This window comes from Parabacteroides sp. PH5-46 (assembly GCF_029892785.1).
Taxonomy (GTDB): Bacteria; Bacteroidota; Bacteroidia; order Bacteroidales; family Tannerellaceae; genus DFXE01.
The window spans coordinates 1-17,190 of the sequence record NZ_JARXXA010000012.1; the positions used below are offsets into that span (position 1 = coordinate 1).

The window sequence follows — 17,190 nt, forward strand, 5'->3', positions numbered from 1 at the left end:
AAATACAAACAAAAAATTGCCTATATCATTTTACGGATACAGACAATTTTATTAAGTGAAAAACTTAAAGCCGCTTTTTAAGGGGTGACTAAGTAAGAAAGACATAAAAGTAACTCCCTATTTTGTTAGCCATTCCGCTTGCGATGCCTATATGTTTTTAATTGAAGCAGAAGGGAAACGCATCCTTCACACGGGAGATTTCCGTAATCATGGCTATTTAGGTAAAGGCTTAATGAAAGTTCTTGAACAAATTATATTACCTAAAGGCCAGATAGATGTCCTCATTACAGAAGGAACGATGCTGTCAAGATCAGAAGAGGAAGTCGTCATGCATGAATCTGAATTAAAACAGAAGGCTACTGAATTGATGAAGCAACGTAAATATGTATTTGTTCTTTGCTCGTCAACAGACATAGATCGCTTATCATCCTTTTATCAGGCAGCACAGAAAAGCAATCGCAGTTTTCTCTGCGACAAATACCAAAAGAAGGTTTTTAAGATATTTACCGAAACAAAAGGAAATAGGAGTGAGATATATAAATTTGATGCAGAGTGTTATTATAGCCATGGACACACAAATCAATTCTCAAAAATAAAAGAGAAAGGTTTCTGTATGTTGGTTAGAGCTAAACATTACCACCAGATTAAAGAGCTTCTATCTCAATTGCCGGAAGAACAAACACTATTCATTTACTCCATGTGGAAGGGTTATCTCAAAGAAGGCGTGAATCAAAAACAAGAATATGTAAAGATTGCAGATTTGTTTAAGGATAGAGTAAAGGAACTTCACACAAGTGGACATGCCACCCCCCAAACATTAGCAGATGTATGCAATCTTACAAACCCCACAACAGCAATCATCCCAATACACAGTGAATGCCCGGCCAAATTTAGCGACCTACCAATATCCGAAGATTTGAAATCAAAAATAATTACAAGCTCTACTTCAACAATACATGATTTTTCCAAAAGTATGCATACTTTCTTATAAAAGTATTAATACTTTTGGGAAAAACTATACATACTTTTTTGTCCCAGGATTTGCTTATTGTAAAGAAACTAATAGTCACGTTAGATTATATATTCACAGAATTAGGTATGTTTACCTGAATATCTACAATAAAATAGACGAACTTCACTTTGTTATATATCAGCTTATTACAGTAGTGCTAAAATCGCACCCATGTGTTTGATAGATCGCACCCGTGCGTTTTCGAAATTGCACCCATGCGTTTTGTGAAATGTACCCATGCGGTTTTTAGTTTGTGTAATGATTGCTTAAATTTTATGCTTGGTTGATGTTTAAATGTAAGGAGAATGCAAGCTTGTTAATGAACTTTGGAGAATAAAGAGTAAATTTGTTCAGATATAAATACAATATGGCAATACCTGTAAACATAGAAAAGCTGATCTCCGGTCGTATAGTAGAGAACGAACGGATTGAATATAAGAAAGGTTGGAATCCTGCGTCGATCTATCGAACAATTTGTGCTTTTGCCAATGATTTTGAGAATATTGGAGGCGGATATATTATCGTTGGTGCTGAAGAGGAAAAAGGTAGGGCTAAACGTCCGGTTATGGGCATTCCTGTTGAACAACTGGATACCATTCAAAAAGAAATGATTGGTTACAACAATCTGATACGCCCTTATTATGCACCCAAGATTAGTATTGAAACAGTTGATAAACAAAATCTTTTAGTAATATGGGTTCCGGCAGGTATGAGTCGTCCGTATGAAGTGCCGGAAAATATTACGGCAAAAGAGAAAAAACATCATTATTACATACGTAGATATGCAAGTACTGTTCAACCGAGCAAAGCAGAACGAGATGAGTTGATAAGTGTAAGTAGCCGGATACCATTTGATGATAGAGTTAATACACAAGCAAGTGTTGAAGATATTTCTCCGCTTTTGATAAGGGAGTTTTTGCTGAATGTAAACAGCTCTTTAGTAGAACAAATTGAGACCACTCCCATAAATGAGATATATAGGGCAATGGATTTGGTTAGTGGTCCCGATGAACTGCTTTATCCAAAGAATATCGCTTTGATGATGTTTAACTACCGTCCCGAAAAGTTTTTCCCATATTCTCAAATTGAAATAGTGGAATTTCCGAGAGGACTAGGCGACCCTACCTTCTACGAAAAGCCGGCAATTACCGGACCTGTTTATATACAAATACAACAAGCACTTGCTCAGTTACGGAGCATGGTATTAAAAGAGCAGATATATAAACTTCCGGATAGAGCAGAGGCGCAACGAGTATGGAACTATCCACTTCGAGCCTTAGAAGAATGTATTGCTAACTCTCTCTATCATAGAAACTGGGAAATTAGAGAACCCGTAGAAATACGGATATTACCTGATTGTATTGAAGTAATAAACCAAGGAGGTCCAGACCGTAGTGTTAAGATGGATGAAATACAGAGCGGAGTCATCCACAACCGAAGATATAGAAATCGCAGAATAGGTGATTTTCTCAAAGAGTTGAATATGACGGAAGGACGTGGAACAGGTATCCCCATCATTCGTAAAGAAATGAAAAATAATGGCTCACCTGAACCACGCTTTGAGACAGACGATAATTACAGTTATTTCATAACTACACTACCTATTCATCCAGCTTTTCGTACTGATGATGGTATAAACGACAGTATAAAAATATCAAAAACGACTGATAATAAGCTTGATGAAATTTACACCCTCATTCGTGACGGTGTAAATGACGGTGTAAATGACGGTGTAAATGAGATTGTTGGTATTCTTGTAAATATTGCAGGGTTAAATGCTATTGAAATATCTAACAGAATAAATAAAAGTTTAACAACCACAGAACGTTATCTCCGCATCCTAAGAAAAAAAGGTATTGTTGAATTTCAAGGAGCCCCTAAAACCGGTGGGTATTACTTTACATCGAAAGTAATGGATATTCTAAATGCGAAGTAGATCATGTCCATTCTATAACCAGATCCATTATGGTGTAAAAAATAATAATATGATAAGAGCACAATTGCAAAAAGAGGAGAAAGGAGTATTAGATTGTATTGAGCAAGGTTTTGTTCCGGAGTTTTTGTATAAATACATGAACTTGAAAACGTTATGTGATTTTGTTTTAGAAAATAATACGCTTCAATTCCAATCTCCTATCAGTTATAATGATCCTTATGAATGTGTTGCTAATATTGATATAAATTTTACTTATGAAGAAGCATTATACTATCTATCATATTGTGAATCAACAGGGTTTATCCCTCCAAATATAAAGGAATTTATTGCTTTCAAAACAAGTGTGTCTCTCCAAGAAAAAGAATTATATTTCAAAAAAATGCTTGTAGATGTTTGGGAAAAAAGCAGTATTTGTTGTTTTTCTGAGATTAATGATGAAATATTGATGTGGTCACACTATGCTAATGAGCATAAAGGGGTTTGTTTGAAATTTAGTTTAAAAGACGATTTAAAATTCTTTTCAATGCCTCATAGGGTCAAATATGCTTTGGAGCTACCAGTAGTAAATATGATTAGAAATCCACAATCCATTATAGTTCCTATTTTTACTAAATATGAGAAGTGGAGTTATGAAGCAGAATGTCGTGTGTTTAAACAAAATGAAAATAAAGGAAAAGAATATAACACATTCAATAAAAGTGCATTGAGAGAGATAATTTTTGGATGTCGAGTAGAAGACTTTAGTATCAAAATGATAAAAGAAAAAGTTAAGAAACAAAATTTTCCAAATGTGTCTTTTAAGAAATGTCAAGTTAATGATAAAGAGTATAAACTTAATATTTTTGAAGTTTGAGATTTACGGTGATCCGTGCTGATATAACACTTTACATAATAATACATAAACAAAAGAGGCTCACGATTTCTCGTAAGCCTCTTTGTCTCTTGGTAGCGCGACCCAGGATTGAACTGGGGACCTCATGATTATGAATCATGCGCTCTTCCTTCGGCCTTCAAAAGCTTCGCTTTTAAAGAACCGGCTGATCTATCGCACCTTAGCTATTTTCTTAATCGATTCTTTTTTATTCTATTTTAGAATGGTTTAACTCACGGTTTAACTGACAGGGTTAAATCAAGAATGATTAATAATAAATTTCATATTTTCTCCTTCACGTTAGAAAGAGCATCAGAGAGTCCGCCAGCCAATAAAGCTAACGGTAATATCCTTAATGAATGTCTGCTATTTAATATAATAGTATTATGACTGGACTTGTCCTCATAATGCCCTATTATGTTATATAGCTTTTAGACATTCGTTAGGGATATGGCTCGCCACACACCATCAGGTATGCATATAAATACAATTATTATAAATATCACTGCCAATAACAAACCTATCCCTTTAATCCACTTCTTCCTATAAAACAAGTATGGAACAGGAATGAAAGCTTGTAACAATGCTATATATAATATCCAGTCAGGTAATGAATGAATCCAAATCTTAGGTAAATAATTGTAGATATTGCTTCTAGTTTCAAACCCATTTATTGCACCCTGACTGAATATATATAAGGAAATCAGAATCAACAATAACAATATAGGGACACGTATATCATTAAAATATCTAAGTATCAATGCCTTCATGTCATGTAAATTAAATGATGTATAAACTTATCTACCATTGGATGCAAGTACTTGCCTAAATGATATGCCATTAATGGTATTGGATACAAGAATAGGAGTATTAAGCCATTAATATATTGCTTCCTGAATATCAGATATAACCCATTAATAGACATAACAATAAGTGTATATGGTGTAAGAAATAACATTATAATAGATACTGTCCAAACAAGAATATCAATCCATGTAGTATTTGAAAACTTCTTTTTAAGTTGGAATAGTGCTTTCATTGTTGTAAAAGGCTAAATATTAATTCAATATTGCAATAAATATCATAACGACAAATCCAATAACACCTATTATAAGACCTGTGATAAGTAGAGTAACAGGAGATATCGCACATAGTATAATTTTCTTAGCCTTATTCATTTTGTAGAAGATAATCTCTGCCCTCTTTCAAATGCTTATACCAGATAAAGAGGTATTCCGCTCGCTCCAACATATTAGGTCTTAGATAATATAAATGAAACAAACTCATTTCCCTTCCACCTGTATTTCCGTATTTCGGCTCAGTAATCAACAAAGATATATCCCGTGAACTATTAAAACTCTGTAACCAAAATAACTGGTCTTGCTCCAATAGCTTTTTATCCTCTGATTCCAGTAAAGACAATGTAAGGTTATAATATTTGCTCATCAATAGTTCTTCTGCCATATACCTGTAAGCATTGCATTGCTCAATCCTATAATTCTTGTCAAAGAACAGGGCAACACAATATTCATATACTGTTTCTATTCTGAATTTCTCTTTGGTAAACTCAACAGATAAGGCAGTGTCTTCATTTGGAGATAAGTCTTGTATTAAATAATCTATATCCACATCTGCCATAAAGCAACTATCAACATTGCTTTTGAAAAGACTGTCTAATTCCAGACAGAAAGAAAGATAGGTTTCATCATTTTCGTATCTCTCAAAGATAGGTTCTACCTTATCAATACCCAATCTTTCTTTAAATTCATCAACTGTTTCTTTGCTTGGATGATATAACAAGTCACTGCCTCTATCCGTTTTTGCTCTATCAGGATTATTGCAAGAAATAATACCAACGCCTATTAATATCAGCATTGTTGTTTTTATGTATGCACTATTCACCATATCAGCATTTAAAACTACTTTATATTGACTTATTCAGTTTAAAACTATAGACAGGGACATTTTTAACTTAGGGTCTATAAAACCTTTATTCTGAAAAAAATGTCCTTATCAAATCACTTCTTATTTTTCCCGCCAAATTTCATTGTAATGAAAATGAACAGGCAAAACAACAAACAAATGCCTGTTATTATCACTTCAAATATGCCAGGAGAATCAGGGTCTGTAAAGTCAACAATTTTTCCCCTGAGTAATATCCAATTAATCAAATAGTATACCATATCCTCCGCAATCTACTAAAAATACTAAAAATAAAATGAATGCTGCTCCTAAGAACAGCAAAGCATATAGCCAATAATCTTCTTTATCTTGTTTCATATCGTTATTTGTATTTTGGAGATGCTCCATATTCATTTGAACCTCTTTCTCCATCACCAAATAACATTATAAAGAAGTAAAGTGGAATAAGTTGAAACCACCCTGAGTTCCCCCTGTCATGACAGCGTTTTGCTCCCTGTGCGCAGAATATCCAAAATAAAGGAATAAGTAGCAATCCCAGAAAAATGGCAACATATTCATTGATTTCTATCATGCCCATATAATTAAATATCAACGTGTAATATATTGCAGCAAAAAGCAAGCAATAAAACAGGTAGGTAAAGCAGTACTCTGAACGCCTTATTCTCCCTTCAAAAGAAAACAAATGCTCCCAAAAATTGCTTTTTTGTTCTATTCTTATTGTGTCTATTTCTTCTGCCCCATCATAAATAGCGACATAAAGCGGAGTTGAATATTGGTTTATATAAAATTCATGTTCACCGGAAGCGGGAAGATCTTTAATTATTTGCAGTTGTGTCCTATGTTCAGAATATAAGCGGATGCTTAACTCTGTAAAGTCTTTAGTCTTCCACCTGACAGGTATAGAGTTCATTCCACTGGGCAAAGTCACTTGCTGATTAATAAGCCTGTCATTTTGAACGCAAATAGTTTCTCCATTGACGTACATTTTAAAAAGGTCTATAACGGGTTTCATAAAAAAGAATATTTAATAGTTATTTTTTTAGACAGTCATAACGCCAACTGTCCTTGTCCATCAAAGTTTATATGATAATAGTATGTACCATTATAATTAATCGTCTTATTCACGCTGATAGTGAAATTGACTTTCTTGTTGACTAAATAGTACATGTCATAAGGAATGGACTCACCACTTTCTTTAAGGTTGAAAGTCCCTAAGAATTTAACATCCCAGTATTTTTCATATCCATTTCGCTGAACAGTTATCCTGTCCCTTGTAATATAAACGGTGGCTTCACTTCGTTGTGCATTTCCTCTTGAATCTAACACGTATTTCACATGATACGTTTTATTGGCTGTAGTCTGTGCAAAGCCAATTGATGCAAATAAGAGCAAAAGTAGTAATAATGTGACTTTCTTCATTTTGAAAATTGTTTATGCTTCTTTATTCCTGTATGAAGCGGTTAATAATAAAAAACGTGGAACTAAACCATATTATCTGCTTAGAGGCATCCCCATGCCCACAACTCAAATAAATGGAATAGCCCACGTCGTTTTATGTATTAATCCCAAAGGAGTAAAAGCATAAATCTAACGTGAGCGCTATTTCCACTATCCCTGAGTTGTTATGAAAATTGGGGATTTTCTAAGCAAGGATAATATCGTATAACGCTTTCGTAAATATGTCCTCCCACACCTTAACTCTTTAAGAAGTGGAATTGACACAAAGATAAACAAAAGCGTTAAATATCGTATTCTGATAAAAGAATTATAAAACTCCTTCATCAGCAAAAGAATAGTAACCTTCTGCTGTAATAATCAGATGGTCTAACACGGTAATATCAAATAGCTTGCAAGCCTCTTTAACATTGTTCGTGATGCATCTGTCCTGATTGCTAGGCATCATATTGCCTGAAGGGTGGTTATGGCAAAGAATAATACCACTACTGTTAGACAGGATTGCAGACTGTATGATTAGCCTAATATCGACTATAGTTCCGTTAACTCCTCCTTCACTTATAAGGTGAACACCAAGCACCTTGCTAGCACGATTCAGTAATACCACATTAAAAGACTCCTTGTGTTGAATTGTCTTCATGTCAAAGACGTGTTCCATCAGAAAACTAAAAATATCCCGCGAGTTCTTAATCTGCAACCTTTCAGAAGGCTTGATTAGGGGCTCGTAGTGGATAGTAACATCACAAACTTTATAAACATCTTTCATCTCTGTAAATGATTAGATTAAACAATAAGAGAGCCACTCATTGCTGAATGACTCTCATTTTGAATTGGTTGTAAAGGTTAAATGACATGTTTATTTCCTCCCCAAAAAGAAAAACCCCTTAGATTCCTGCCTTATGTTATTTGGGTAGCAGTTTTCTCTAAGATTGATTTTCGAAATAGGGCAGGTTAAACTAAAAATGCAGCGTAGTTTCCACAGCTACAGTTTAAGTTATAATATATCATTTTCCTCTATGATTAGGCGAGGGGCGTATTGGGGAACACTGCTATCGCTCACATACCTATAGCTATGTTTGTATGGAACATCTACATGATTTTTTATGGGGGGGGGAGCTGTTTCTGCAGAAAAAACACAATTGATTTCCGAAATTGCTTTATAATAAGCTCGCTTCATCAATATGACTTATTATATTTGTCTTTCTTATTTATAGTCTATCATGGAAGAAAAAAATATAGTATATATCACAAATGCTAATTATAAAAGAATATTGAAGTCCGTTGACCTCAATAGTATTAAAGATTTAAAAGGTAATATCTATAAAAGGAAAATCTATTTTTATAATCGCTGGGAAGAAAAAGAACTGTTGTTGGCAGAATATTTATTAAAAAATCCTCAAGGATTTGTAGATATATATAAAGCTGCAGAAGTAAAAGATAGATTTATGTTTGTTTATGAAGAGCCTAAACTTCCCGCATATCATAGAAGTACAGAGTGTGAAAGATTAACTTCTGATTTCAAAAATTTCTTTATCCCTATTGAAATAAAGTCTAGAGCAAGAGAAAAGGCTATTAGAGAAGGAAAAAGTAAAGAAGAAATAATGAAATGTATTGAACAAGAAGTTAAAATTTTTCGAAATTGGTTTAATAGACATAGTGATGTCTTTATGAGTGATACTGAAGAATTTTTGAGAATTTTAGAAATACATTGGAATATTAAAAACATAAAAGTATTTGAGGGAAAAAATTCGGGTGCTTATGAAATTTTGAATCAGGATTTAAAAAAATTAGAACATGATATAGATGAACTATTAAGAGAATCAAGAATATTCTATGTTAATAATCCTGACAAACAGTCTATTATCAAAAATTATCAAGGTCGAACCTTTCTAGCTTATAAAAAAGAACCAATTCCTAATAATACAAAATTAACAGAATCTGAATTAAGACAATTCTTAAAAGATTTTGACGAAAAATTTAAAAGCCCAACAAGGAGAATGTTAATAGATTATTATCGAGTAAAGTTTAATCCTGATTTAAAGTTTGAAAAATACTTGTTAGATATCTTAAACTTTAAACCTTGTGGGGCATGTCATAAGCCCAAAACATACGATGATTCTATTCTGGAATTTGAATAGTAATGCCTTGGACTATATCCAAAATGGCAGTAGTAAGTCTGCCTTATACCCTATTTTTTAATAATGTGGTACGTCTCTATGCCGTTTAACAATACTATAATAAAACAAAACTCACTTTTTCATATTTCCCGATTTTCGTTTTTTCGACCTCTAAAAAGTTAGTATCTTTGTGTATTCTTAAATCAAGGATCAGTCCTATGTCCGGTAAAAGGTGTAACCAACTTCAAACTCCATTTTAACCGAAATATCTCCTATCAGATAATCCAAGTAATAAGATTCACTCTACATTGACCAACCAAGTCGAAAAAGTAAAATAAAGATAATCTTCAGTCAATATATTGATATTTATTAAACGTTTTGCTAATGAAGCCGGAGACTAATCTGGTTTTATTTTTCCCGAGTGTGTCCAGTTTTTCTACCGAGACCTCCTTAATAGAAGATGAAAATAGTCCAAAATATAGGACAACCAACATAAGAGATGACTTAACTATAAATCTTATAATCAAACTTATCTAAATGAAAAAAAATGAAATTAAAATCGAACCGGGAATTAGATACTTTAGTGACTTTAAGAACTCACCAACATTAAATAAATTTAGATTCCAAAACGGGATATTAGCCAAAGAGATTGCCGGATGTGGAGCGACTACATTTGCATTAGAAAATGATGAGCCTACTATAATATGTAGTCCACGGAATGAACTATTGAAGAATAAGCATGAACAGTATCCTCATACTTTAATGGTCGTAGGTGGAGTTTTTAAGCCGGAGATAGAAAACTATCTCAAAGGAAATGACTGCCCTAAGATACTGACTTCATTTGATTCCCTTTATAAAGTCTTAGATTGTGTTGGGAATAATCCAAATTACCGGGTCATTGTTGATGAATTTCAATGCGTCTTATCCGATTCTTCTTTTAAATCGGAAGTTGAAATGAGAATGTTGGCTGATTTAAAACAGTTCCCGAATGTAACCTACTTATCAGCCACTCCAATACTTGATAAGTATCTTGAACAGATAGATATTTTCAAAGACATGGACTTCTATCAAATGAATTGGGCGGAGAAAGAGATTATTAATGTGTTAAGAGAAAGAACTCCAAACCCGTTAGCTGCTGCTGTTGATATTGTTCGGAACTATCAAAACGGAGTTTATCCTTTTCTCATTATTGATGGCAAACCAGTTTATTCCACCGAATGTGTTATCTTCCTTAACAGTGTGAACAATATTGTAAACATTATAAAGCAAACAGGACTATTACCGGACGAAGTGAATATCATTGTTGGTAATTCGGAGGATAACGACAAGCAGATAGCCAAAATAGGTAAAGGATTCAAAAGAGGGCGTATTCCATTACGGGGAGAAGAACATAAGAAATATACGCTTTGCACTTCTACCGCTTATGCCGGATGCGATTTCTATTCAACTACTGCTTCTACCTTTGCTATTAGTGATTGTAACAGAATTAATACGTCTATAGACATTGCTACTGAATTAATTCAGATTGCCGGACGCCAAAGATTGGATGAGAACCCATTTCGGAGATACGTGCAATTTATCTATAACACCAATGCCGGAGACGTAACGGATGAAGAATTCTTTGCTGAATTGGAGCAAAAAACAAATCTATCCATAGAGGAAATCAATTCAAATAACAGGGAAACCGGAGCATTAAGACAGAAGAGAATAAAAGACAATATAAAACTTCAGAAAATCAATAAGTACACGGAATCATATACCATGTATGATGAATCGGAAAAGAAATTTGTCTTTAACGATATGGCTAAAATCAGTCAGATATATAACCATGACGTACAAAAGCATGGCTACCGGAATGGTGTTGTAATTAGAAAACAACTATCTGAAAGCGGCTTCGACGTCTCAATAAACCAACAGTATCAAGAATATGAAGAAAGTCTGAAACATTTAATTCAAAAGGAGACCTTCGAGGAAAGAATGAAGTACTACTGCGATTATAAGGCGAAGGGTGAGTTCACATTTGATGCATTAGCCATATCAATGGAGAAACAGCACCCCGAAGTGAAACATTATTATGATTTGCTCGGTGGTAAAAGAATCAAGGCTCTCAATTATAAAGAATCGAACTTGAAAAAGGAGATTAACAATAATCAATTGGATGGTCGGGTAAGATATGAACTCCATAAACGAATACTACTATTCCCATTTGAGGCAACTATACCGGAAGCTAAACGGATACTACAGGAAGTCTACGATACGGTCGGAGTAAAAGGAACAGCCACGGCCACTGGTTGGGATAAATACTCTGTCGGTTTTCAAAAGACTAAAGACGATATCAACGGAAAGCGGGTAAATATTATCCGAATACAAGGTATTAAAGGTTTCTGAAATGAAAACAGGGAGGTTGAAAATTCCTCCCTGTCTTTCTATTGTTTTTTTATATGATTAATAATAAAAGTGTACTCATTTCAGGATTAACTCGAAATCAGTGTGCTTTTTGCAAGTTGTTCATCAAATTAGTTTGCTTGTTTTAAGATTAAACTGAAAGTAGTTGACTTTTTGTGAGATTTATACTCCCTGCTGTTTCCAACAGGGAGTTTTAGAGTAAACTACATTATTTCTGAGATTCTTCTGTAGGCAGAGAAGCACTTATAAGAGCAGAAGCAGAAAAAGGAGCAGGACTAGGAATATTTTGACTACTAACAGCATCTGCAATAAAGCTTTCTTTCGGAGTAAAACCATGCTGCTGTGATTCATCAGTAGAACAAGAGTAATCACCTTGGATATAAGATTGGATATCCTTTTCACTGAAAATAGGCTTGCCCATTGCTCTTATCTTTTCTCCGAAAGTAGAATACAAACCATTTTTTAAAACTTCATTCATCTTCTTTTTCCCTTCAAAAACTACACGCTGGGCAACAGCTTCCGGATTAAGATTTAATACTTCACACTCACGACTGATTTTTTTTGAATCTAATAACAACTCTTTCTCTTTTGAAAAATCAGTAAAGAAATCCTCTCTTTCATTCCAAGGTAATACATCCTCACATACCTCTCTGTAGATTTCTGGGGTTTTAACTTTTTGCCCCTTGATACGCATACGGATTCTTTGAATGTTTGAGTAAACACTGGTTTTTCTTTCTTTCTTGAACTTCTTCATTTTCTTTGTTTTTTAAATTAATGTTAGTGTTTTGTCAGATACTATGCGCATCTCGTATCTTTCAAATACGATGCGAATATAATTCCAGAGTAATCGGAGCAAAAGAGTAATTAAAGAGGAGGGTTTTAATACGCTGCTGAATTTTAGCGTATTATGTGGTCAAGCAAGTGTATTTAAGAAGATTTCTGTTCCTTCAAAGTCGTTCATTAGTTTATCGAAGACTATATTATTATCGTTGTGACAAACTATTTTCGGATTGCCCAGTAAGAAGTCGCAAAGGTATAATACGCATAAGCATAATAGGCGTTCTTTATTGGAGTATCTGATATTAGGGGTTTTGGTTATAGGTAGGTTATCAATGAGGTTTTTGATTATAACGTAGCTAAGCTTTCGTAGAGTGTCCGGGTTATCGTCTCTTATTATTGAGTAGTTAACATATGGTTCATTTGTCCTGTAAACTGCAAACAGACCTTTTATTAGATTTGGCTTTGTTATAGTGTAGCTGTTTCCTCTCCCTTTAGTAGATATAGTTATTTTCAGATTAGGGTTGTCTATATTATCAGTAATGAACTTGTTGATTTCTTCAACCTTGCTACCGTATGTTATAAACTTGTTTTGACTGGATTCAAAAGTATGGTAGTATAAGAAGATAATAAAGTCGAGCAACGCTTCATCGTCCAATTCTAAATCTTCAATAACTTCCTGTAATGTATCGAAGCTATAGTATTTTTCTTCTGAAAAGGGCATATCAGCTAAAATCTTATCTCTGTTTATGAGGTAAGCTTCTGGTAAATTAGAAGGCCAAAAATCCTCTCCATCTGTTGCCGGATAGTGAGTATCACAGAATTGTCGTATATATTTTAACCTATTGTCCATTTTAAAGACTTCATAATGCAAAAATAGTCAATAGTCTTTATCATTAACAATTATTTCAATACATATAGATTGTTATAAAAATCTTCCAAGATGAAGACTTTGTCAAATTCTGAAGTAAAATCCATTTCAAATGATTGATAATCTTCAATCTGGTACGAACTACTCCCAACACCACCAATGACTATTAACAACCATTGAGGTATATCGTATTTCAATCTATACACTGATATTTTTTTCTCTTTCTTCTTAATCGCGTTTATGAGTGTTTCAGGTGTAATGTATTTTTGCCACCAAGCATCAGTTATGGCTACAGCTTTTAAAGAATGAGGTTGTATGCTAATGCGTTCTATATATGGATTTTCAATAAATCTATTTTCTAAAATGTAAGTTCTTATAACCTTTTGCACCGTTGTAACTACATCTTTCTTTTCATGAAGTTTATATCTTATATTGGGCATCATGCTACAATTTGCTAAAAAGTTTGGTAAGGTAGAATCTTTTTGAAGCTCCTTTTCTACTAGATTAATCACAGTGTCAATAGTTCCTTCTCCAATTTTAGAAGGTACGTCTACAAGAATTTGATGTTCTAACCCTATGAAAGAGCCATCTTTTTTCAATATAAAATCGGGCTGTTCAGATATCTCATGGATTAGTGTATTATCATTTAATATCATTAATAACTTCCCTGCATGACAAAGTTCAATTTCTTTTTTGCGATTGCCTTTAATCGTTTCGAGATGTGGATTGATAATACCTTCTAAAATGTTTTTGTTAGCTATTATATTATCGCTATATTCTATTTTAATCATATGGTATTTTTCATTCTCAAAAAAGGTATATAGTTATAGCCCACTTAATTCTATCAGGTAGATTATATTACTACCTGTAAGATTTAAAGCATACCTTGTTGTTTTATCATCTACAGTTTGGGGTATAGCTCCTTGTCCATGCCCACCCAACTTGTTTCTAATAGTTGGTATTCCGCTTTCCAATAAACTCTTTAGAGAAGTAAATTGATTTTGCATAAATGTTGGAATTAACTGATTTGTAAAGCAAGTAGTAATAAGTGCTTTGGCTGTATCAGTTGGATTATATGTCCAACCTTTTTCCGAGCAAATGATTTTCATAGTACTTTCAAATGCTTTCAAACATTCAGTTAAGCATTCTTTATTAAGCCCTTTTTTATAATGCTCATGTGCTTTCATATATTCATCATTAGCCCCTTTAAATTTAGGATTTTGTAATAATTTAATTGTAGGCTTCACAATTTCTGAATGAATATATGTAGAATCTAAACGTATTATCTTATTATTCTCAAACTGATAACCAACACCATGCTCTTTAAATCTTTCATTTAATTCTTCTATAGCTTCTTTAGGCGTTTGGTTGACATTAGCATTCTTTTTATAATGATATTCATCGTATTCTTGGATTTTATTTAAATTATTTATAAACCTAAACAACAACTCTATCACATCTAAAGCTCTTTCTACTTCAGTCTTTAAAAGAAAATTCATAACCTCATATTTTGGACTAGAACTGTCATCTAAATAAAATAGTCCATATTCTTTTCTTAGTATTTGAGCAGTTCTTTCATATATTTTATCAGGAAGTGAAACTTTATAACTATCACCAATAACTTCCTTCACAATGTGAATAATCTGAATTCTTAATTCATTAGAAACTTCATCATATTTATAAATATCAGGAACTTCTCCTCTTTCTTTTTTTTGTCGTTTAGAGAATATATCATATATCGCCATAAATGTAAATTTTGTTTAATAACAAAAATAATAAAAAATCCCACCTCCATTGCTGAAAGTGGGATGATTTTTATAACAGATTCTTCATTGCCTCGTCTATCTGTGAATTTTCGAAGCTATCAAGGTAGATTTGGGTAACCTTTTCCGATGAGTGTCCCATTATTTGGCTTATAATGGCTGTGGGGACACCTGAGCGCTTTAAATTTGTAGCCTGTGAGTGTCTCGAAACGTAACTAGTCAATTTTATTGGTAGATTCAATTCTTCTCCTACCTCCCTGAGCTTTGCATTAACTTTCTTAACAACCTTTCGAACTCTGTTTATCTTTTGTTGTTCGGTGCTATGAAAAGATGAAAGAATGGGGAATAAATACGGACTATCTGCATTCTTATATTTGTTAATCAATTCAAATGCTATAGATTGCAAAGGCAATTTTATCATTCCTTTCGTTTTTTTTCTGACATAGATTAGCTGACCATCTATGATATTGGCATTAGTTAGATAGGCTATATCTATGAAGTTAATTCCCCCCATGAAATATGAGAATATAAATAGGTCTATCGCCAACTTTAGATATGGATTTGTAGATTTATAAGCCATAATTTTGCCTATATCTTCTTTGCTGATAGCTCTTTTTATCGTTTCTTCTTTAAGTTTCGACACCTTATATCTTTTAAAAGGGTAGTTTTCTGATTTAACGATATTTTCTTCTATAGCACGATTATAGATAGCTCTCAATGTTCTGAACCTGATTCCTATCGAATTATTTGCCAAACCTTTTTGTCTTAGAAATGACTCATACCCTTTCAACCAAGTAATATCAATATCAGAAAATGGTATGTCTAAATTGCTTTTGAAGGAATTAAGCGAGTTTAAAAGATGCTTATGCGATGAAGCATAATTGAAACGATTTTCGGTTTTTAACCGCTGAATCTCATTTTCAAGAAAGGTTTTCACTGTCTTCCGTCTTAGTGGTTTATTCAAGCACTCAATCAAGCTGGAAGCTGTAAACTCTTTCTGTGTAGTCTGAAATTCTATAACCTGAGTTGAATACTGCTTAATCCGCTCTGTTATGATAGATTGAATGCTATCATGATTAGGACAATTTCGTTTTAGTTTTCCTTTCTTAAAGTCCCAATATTTTGGGCTGATAGATACTCCAATACTTTTATACTTCTTTTTTCCGTCTTTGCAGATACGAATCATCAATGGACTTTCTCCATTTGCTAATGTTTTTGACTTGTAACACAAGATGTTAACCGTAGTACTCATACTAATTTTTGGTTTAACTCTTGGTTTAACTCTGTTCTTAAATAAATAGGAAAATCGATAAGAATAGACACAAAAAAAGCACTCAGAATATTCTCTAAGTGCTTCTTTTTCAGTTTGTAGCGCGACCCAGGATTGAACTGGGGACCTCATGATTATGAATCATGCGCTCTAACCAGCTGAGCTATCGCGCCAAGGTAGTTCGTTTTTGAACGGTGCAAAAGTAGAGGTTATTTTTATCTTGTGCAACTCTTTTGGTGAAAAAATGAGGTTTTGGGAACTTCTTGGGGGCTTATTCTGTTTTGTTAGTGATGTTTTTCTTTTGTATATTAGTAAGGCAATTGAATTCTTTTATGTATCTTGTGGCAATTTTAATTTATATGTTGAAGGATGAAGAAAGAGAAGTTTCATATTGAATATGTTTTCGATACCGTTTCGCGAAGAAGTTTATGGAATCATCTCACTACGCCTCCGGGGCTTTCTTCATGGTTCGCAGACGATGTATCTATTCACGATAATAAATACGCCTTTAAATGGGACAAAGAAGAACAAGAGGCTGAAGTGGTATCCATGAAACCTGAAATTTGTGTTCGTTACCGCTGGGTTGATGAAGAAGATGAAGGAGTTTATTTTGAATTTATTATACATACCATAGAATTGACCGGAGCCACGGCTCTTGAGATAACTGATTTTGCCGAACCAGACGATAAACAGGATTCCATTGAGTTATGGGATTCGCAAGTAATAGAATTGAAGCGTACATTAGGTATTTAATTTCTTTTTTCACTACTTTTGCCCTTTCAATCGATT

General features: G+C 33.5%; 15 protein-coding genes and 2 tRNA genes. 6 read left to right on the forward strand and 11 right to left on the reverse strand.

What is annotated here, in order from left to right; translation table 11 throughout:
- Positions 1 to 151: 151 nt before the first annotated feature.
- The 3 genes from M2470_RS12640 to M2470_RS12650 all read left to right on the forward strand — a co-directional run bounded on the left by M2470_RS12640 (position 152) and on the right by M2470_RS12650 (position 3,801).
- On the forward strand, positions 152 to 991 hold the full coding sequence (locus tag M2470_RS12640; protein WP_280745359.1) for an MBL fold metallo-hydrolase RNA specificity domain-containing protein: 840 nt from the start codon (positions 152 to 154) through the stop codon (positions 989 to 991).
- A gap of 388 nt (positions 992 to 1,379) precedes the next feature.
- On the forward strand, positions 1,380 to 2,948 hold the full coding sequence (locus M2470_RS12645; RefSeq protein WP_280745360.1) for an ATP-binding protein: 1,569 nt from the start codon (positions 1,380 to 1,382) through the stop codon (positions 2,946 to 2,948).
- A gap of 49 nt (positions 2,949 to 2,997) precedes the next feature.
- The gene (locus tag M2470_RS12650; RefSeq protein WP_280745361.1) at positions 2,998 to 3,801 is read left to right on the forward strand and encodes a DUF2971 domain-containing protein; all 804 of its coding nucleotides are present in this window, start codon (positions 2,998 to 3,000) and stop codon (positions 3,799 to 3,801) included.
- Between the two features lie 90 nt (positions 3,802 to 3,891).
- Here the strand turns inward: M2470_RS12650 and M2470_RS12655 are convergent.
- From M2470_RS12655 to M2470_RS12675, 5 genes are all read right to left on the reverse strand, one after another.
- Positions 3,892 to 4,000 (reverse strand) — tRNA-Met (locus M2470_RS12655).
- Between the two features lie 989 nt (positions 4,001 to 4,989).
- Positions 4,990 to 5,694 carry a hypothetical protein gene (locus M2470_RS12660; protein WP_280745362.1) on the reverse strand — a complete coding sequence of 235 codons (705 nt, stop codon included), beginning with the start codon at positions 5,692 to 5,694 and terminating at the stop codon, positions 4,990 to 4,992.
- Positions 5,695 to 6,103: 409 nt separating this feature from the next.
- Complete coding sequence (locus M2470_RS12665) at positions 6,104 to 6,754, reverse strand: DUF805 domain-containing protein (protein WP_280745363.1); 651 nt, start codon at positions 6,752 to 6,754, stop codon at positions 6,104 to 6,106.
- Between the two features lie 35 nt (positions 6,755 to 6,789).
- Positions 6,790 to 7,161, reverse strand: a complete 372-nt coding sequence (locus M2470_RS12670) for a hypothetical protein (protein WP_280745364.1) — start codon at positions 7,159 to 7,161, stop codon at positions 6,790 to 6,792.
- A gap of 346 nt (positions 7,162 to 7,507) precedes the next feature.
- Positions 7,508 to 7,963, reverse strand: coding sequence for a JAB domain-containing protein (locus M2470_RS12675; RefSeq protein WP_280743931.1), 456 nt, complete (start codon positions 7,961 to 7,963; stop codon positions 7,508 to 7,510).
- Between the two features lie 454 nt (positions 7,964 to 8,417).
- On the opposite strand from M2470_RS12675, the gene M2470_RS12680 reads away from it, so the two are divergent.
- Positions 8,418 to 9,335 carry a hypothetical protein gene (locus M2470_RS12680; protein WP_280745365.1) on the forward strand — a complete coding sequence of 306 codons (918 nt, stop codon included), beginning with the start codon at positions 8,418 to 8,420 and terminating at the stop codon, positions 9,333 to 9,335.
- A 516-nt stretch (positions 9,336 to 9,851) separates the two neighbouring features.
- Positions 9,852 to 11,702: a hypothetical protein gene (locus M2470_RS12685; protein ID WP_280745366.1), complete on the forward strand. Its 1,851-nt coding sequence runs from the start codon at positions 9,852 to 9,854 to the stop codon at positions 11,700 to 11,702.
- 226 nt (positions 11,703 to 11,928) lie between these two features.
- Here the strand turns inward: M2470_RS12685 and M2470_RS12690 are convergent, their stop codons facing one another.
- From M2470_RS12690 to M2470_RS12715, 6 genes are all read right to left on the reverse strand, one after another.
- Positions 11,929 to 12,474, reverse strand: a complete 546-nt coding sequence (locus tag M2470_RS12690) for a hypothetical protein (protein ID WP_280745367.1) — start codon at positions 12,472 to 12,474, stop codon at positions 11,929 to 11,931.
- A gap of 159 nt (positions 12,475 to 12,633) precedes the next feature.
- Positions 12,634 to 13,350 (reverse strand): hypothetical protein, encoded by a 717-nt coding sequence (locus M2470_RS12695; protein ID WP_280745368.1) that lies wholly within the window; start codon positions 13,348 to 13,350, stop codon positions 12,634 to 12,636.
- Positions 13,351 to 13,400: 50 nt separating this feature from the next.
- Positions 13,401 to 14,159 (reverse strand): hypothetical protein, encoded by a 759-nt coding sequence (locus M2470_RS12700; protein ID WP_280745369.1) that lies wholly within the window; start codon positions 14,157 to 14,159, stop codon positions 13,401 to 13,403.
- Positions 14,160 to 14,192: 33 nt separating this feature from the next.
- Positions 14,193 to 15,113 (reverse strand): hypothetical protein, encoded by a 921-nt coding sequence (locus M2470_RS12705; protein ID WP_280745370.1) that lies wholly within the window; start codon positions 15,111 to 15,113, stop codon positions 14,193 to 14,195.
- A 70-nt stretch (positions 15,114 to 15,183) separates the two neighbouring features.
- Entirely contained in the window at positions 15,184 to 16,383 is a 1,200-nt protein-coding gene (locus M2470_RS12710; protein WP_280745371.1) for a site-specific integrase, read from the reverse strand.
- A 117-nt stretch (positions 16,384 to 16,500) separates the two neighbouring features.
- Positions 16,501 to 16,574, reverse strand: a tRNA-Met gene (locus M2470_RS12715).
- Between the two features lie 196 nt (positions 16,575 to 16,770).
- On the opposite strand from M2470_RS12715, the gene M2470_RS12720 reads away from it, so the two are divergent.
- Positions 16,771 to 17,154, forward strand: coding sequence for an START-like domain-containing protein (locus M2470_RS12720; protein WP_280745372.1), 384 nt, complete (start codon positions 16,771 to 16,773; stop codon positions 17,152 to 17,154).
- Positions 17,155 to 17,190: the final 36 nt, after the last annotated feature.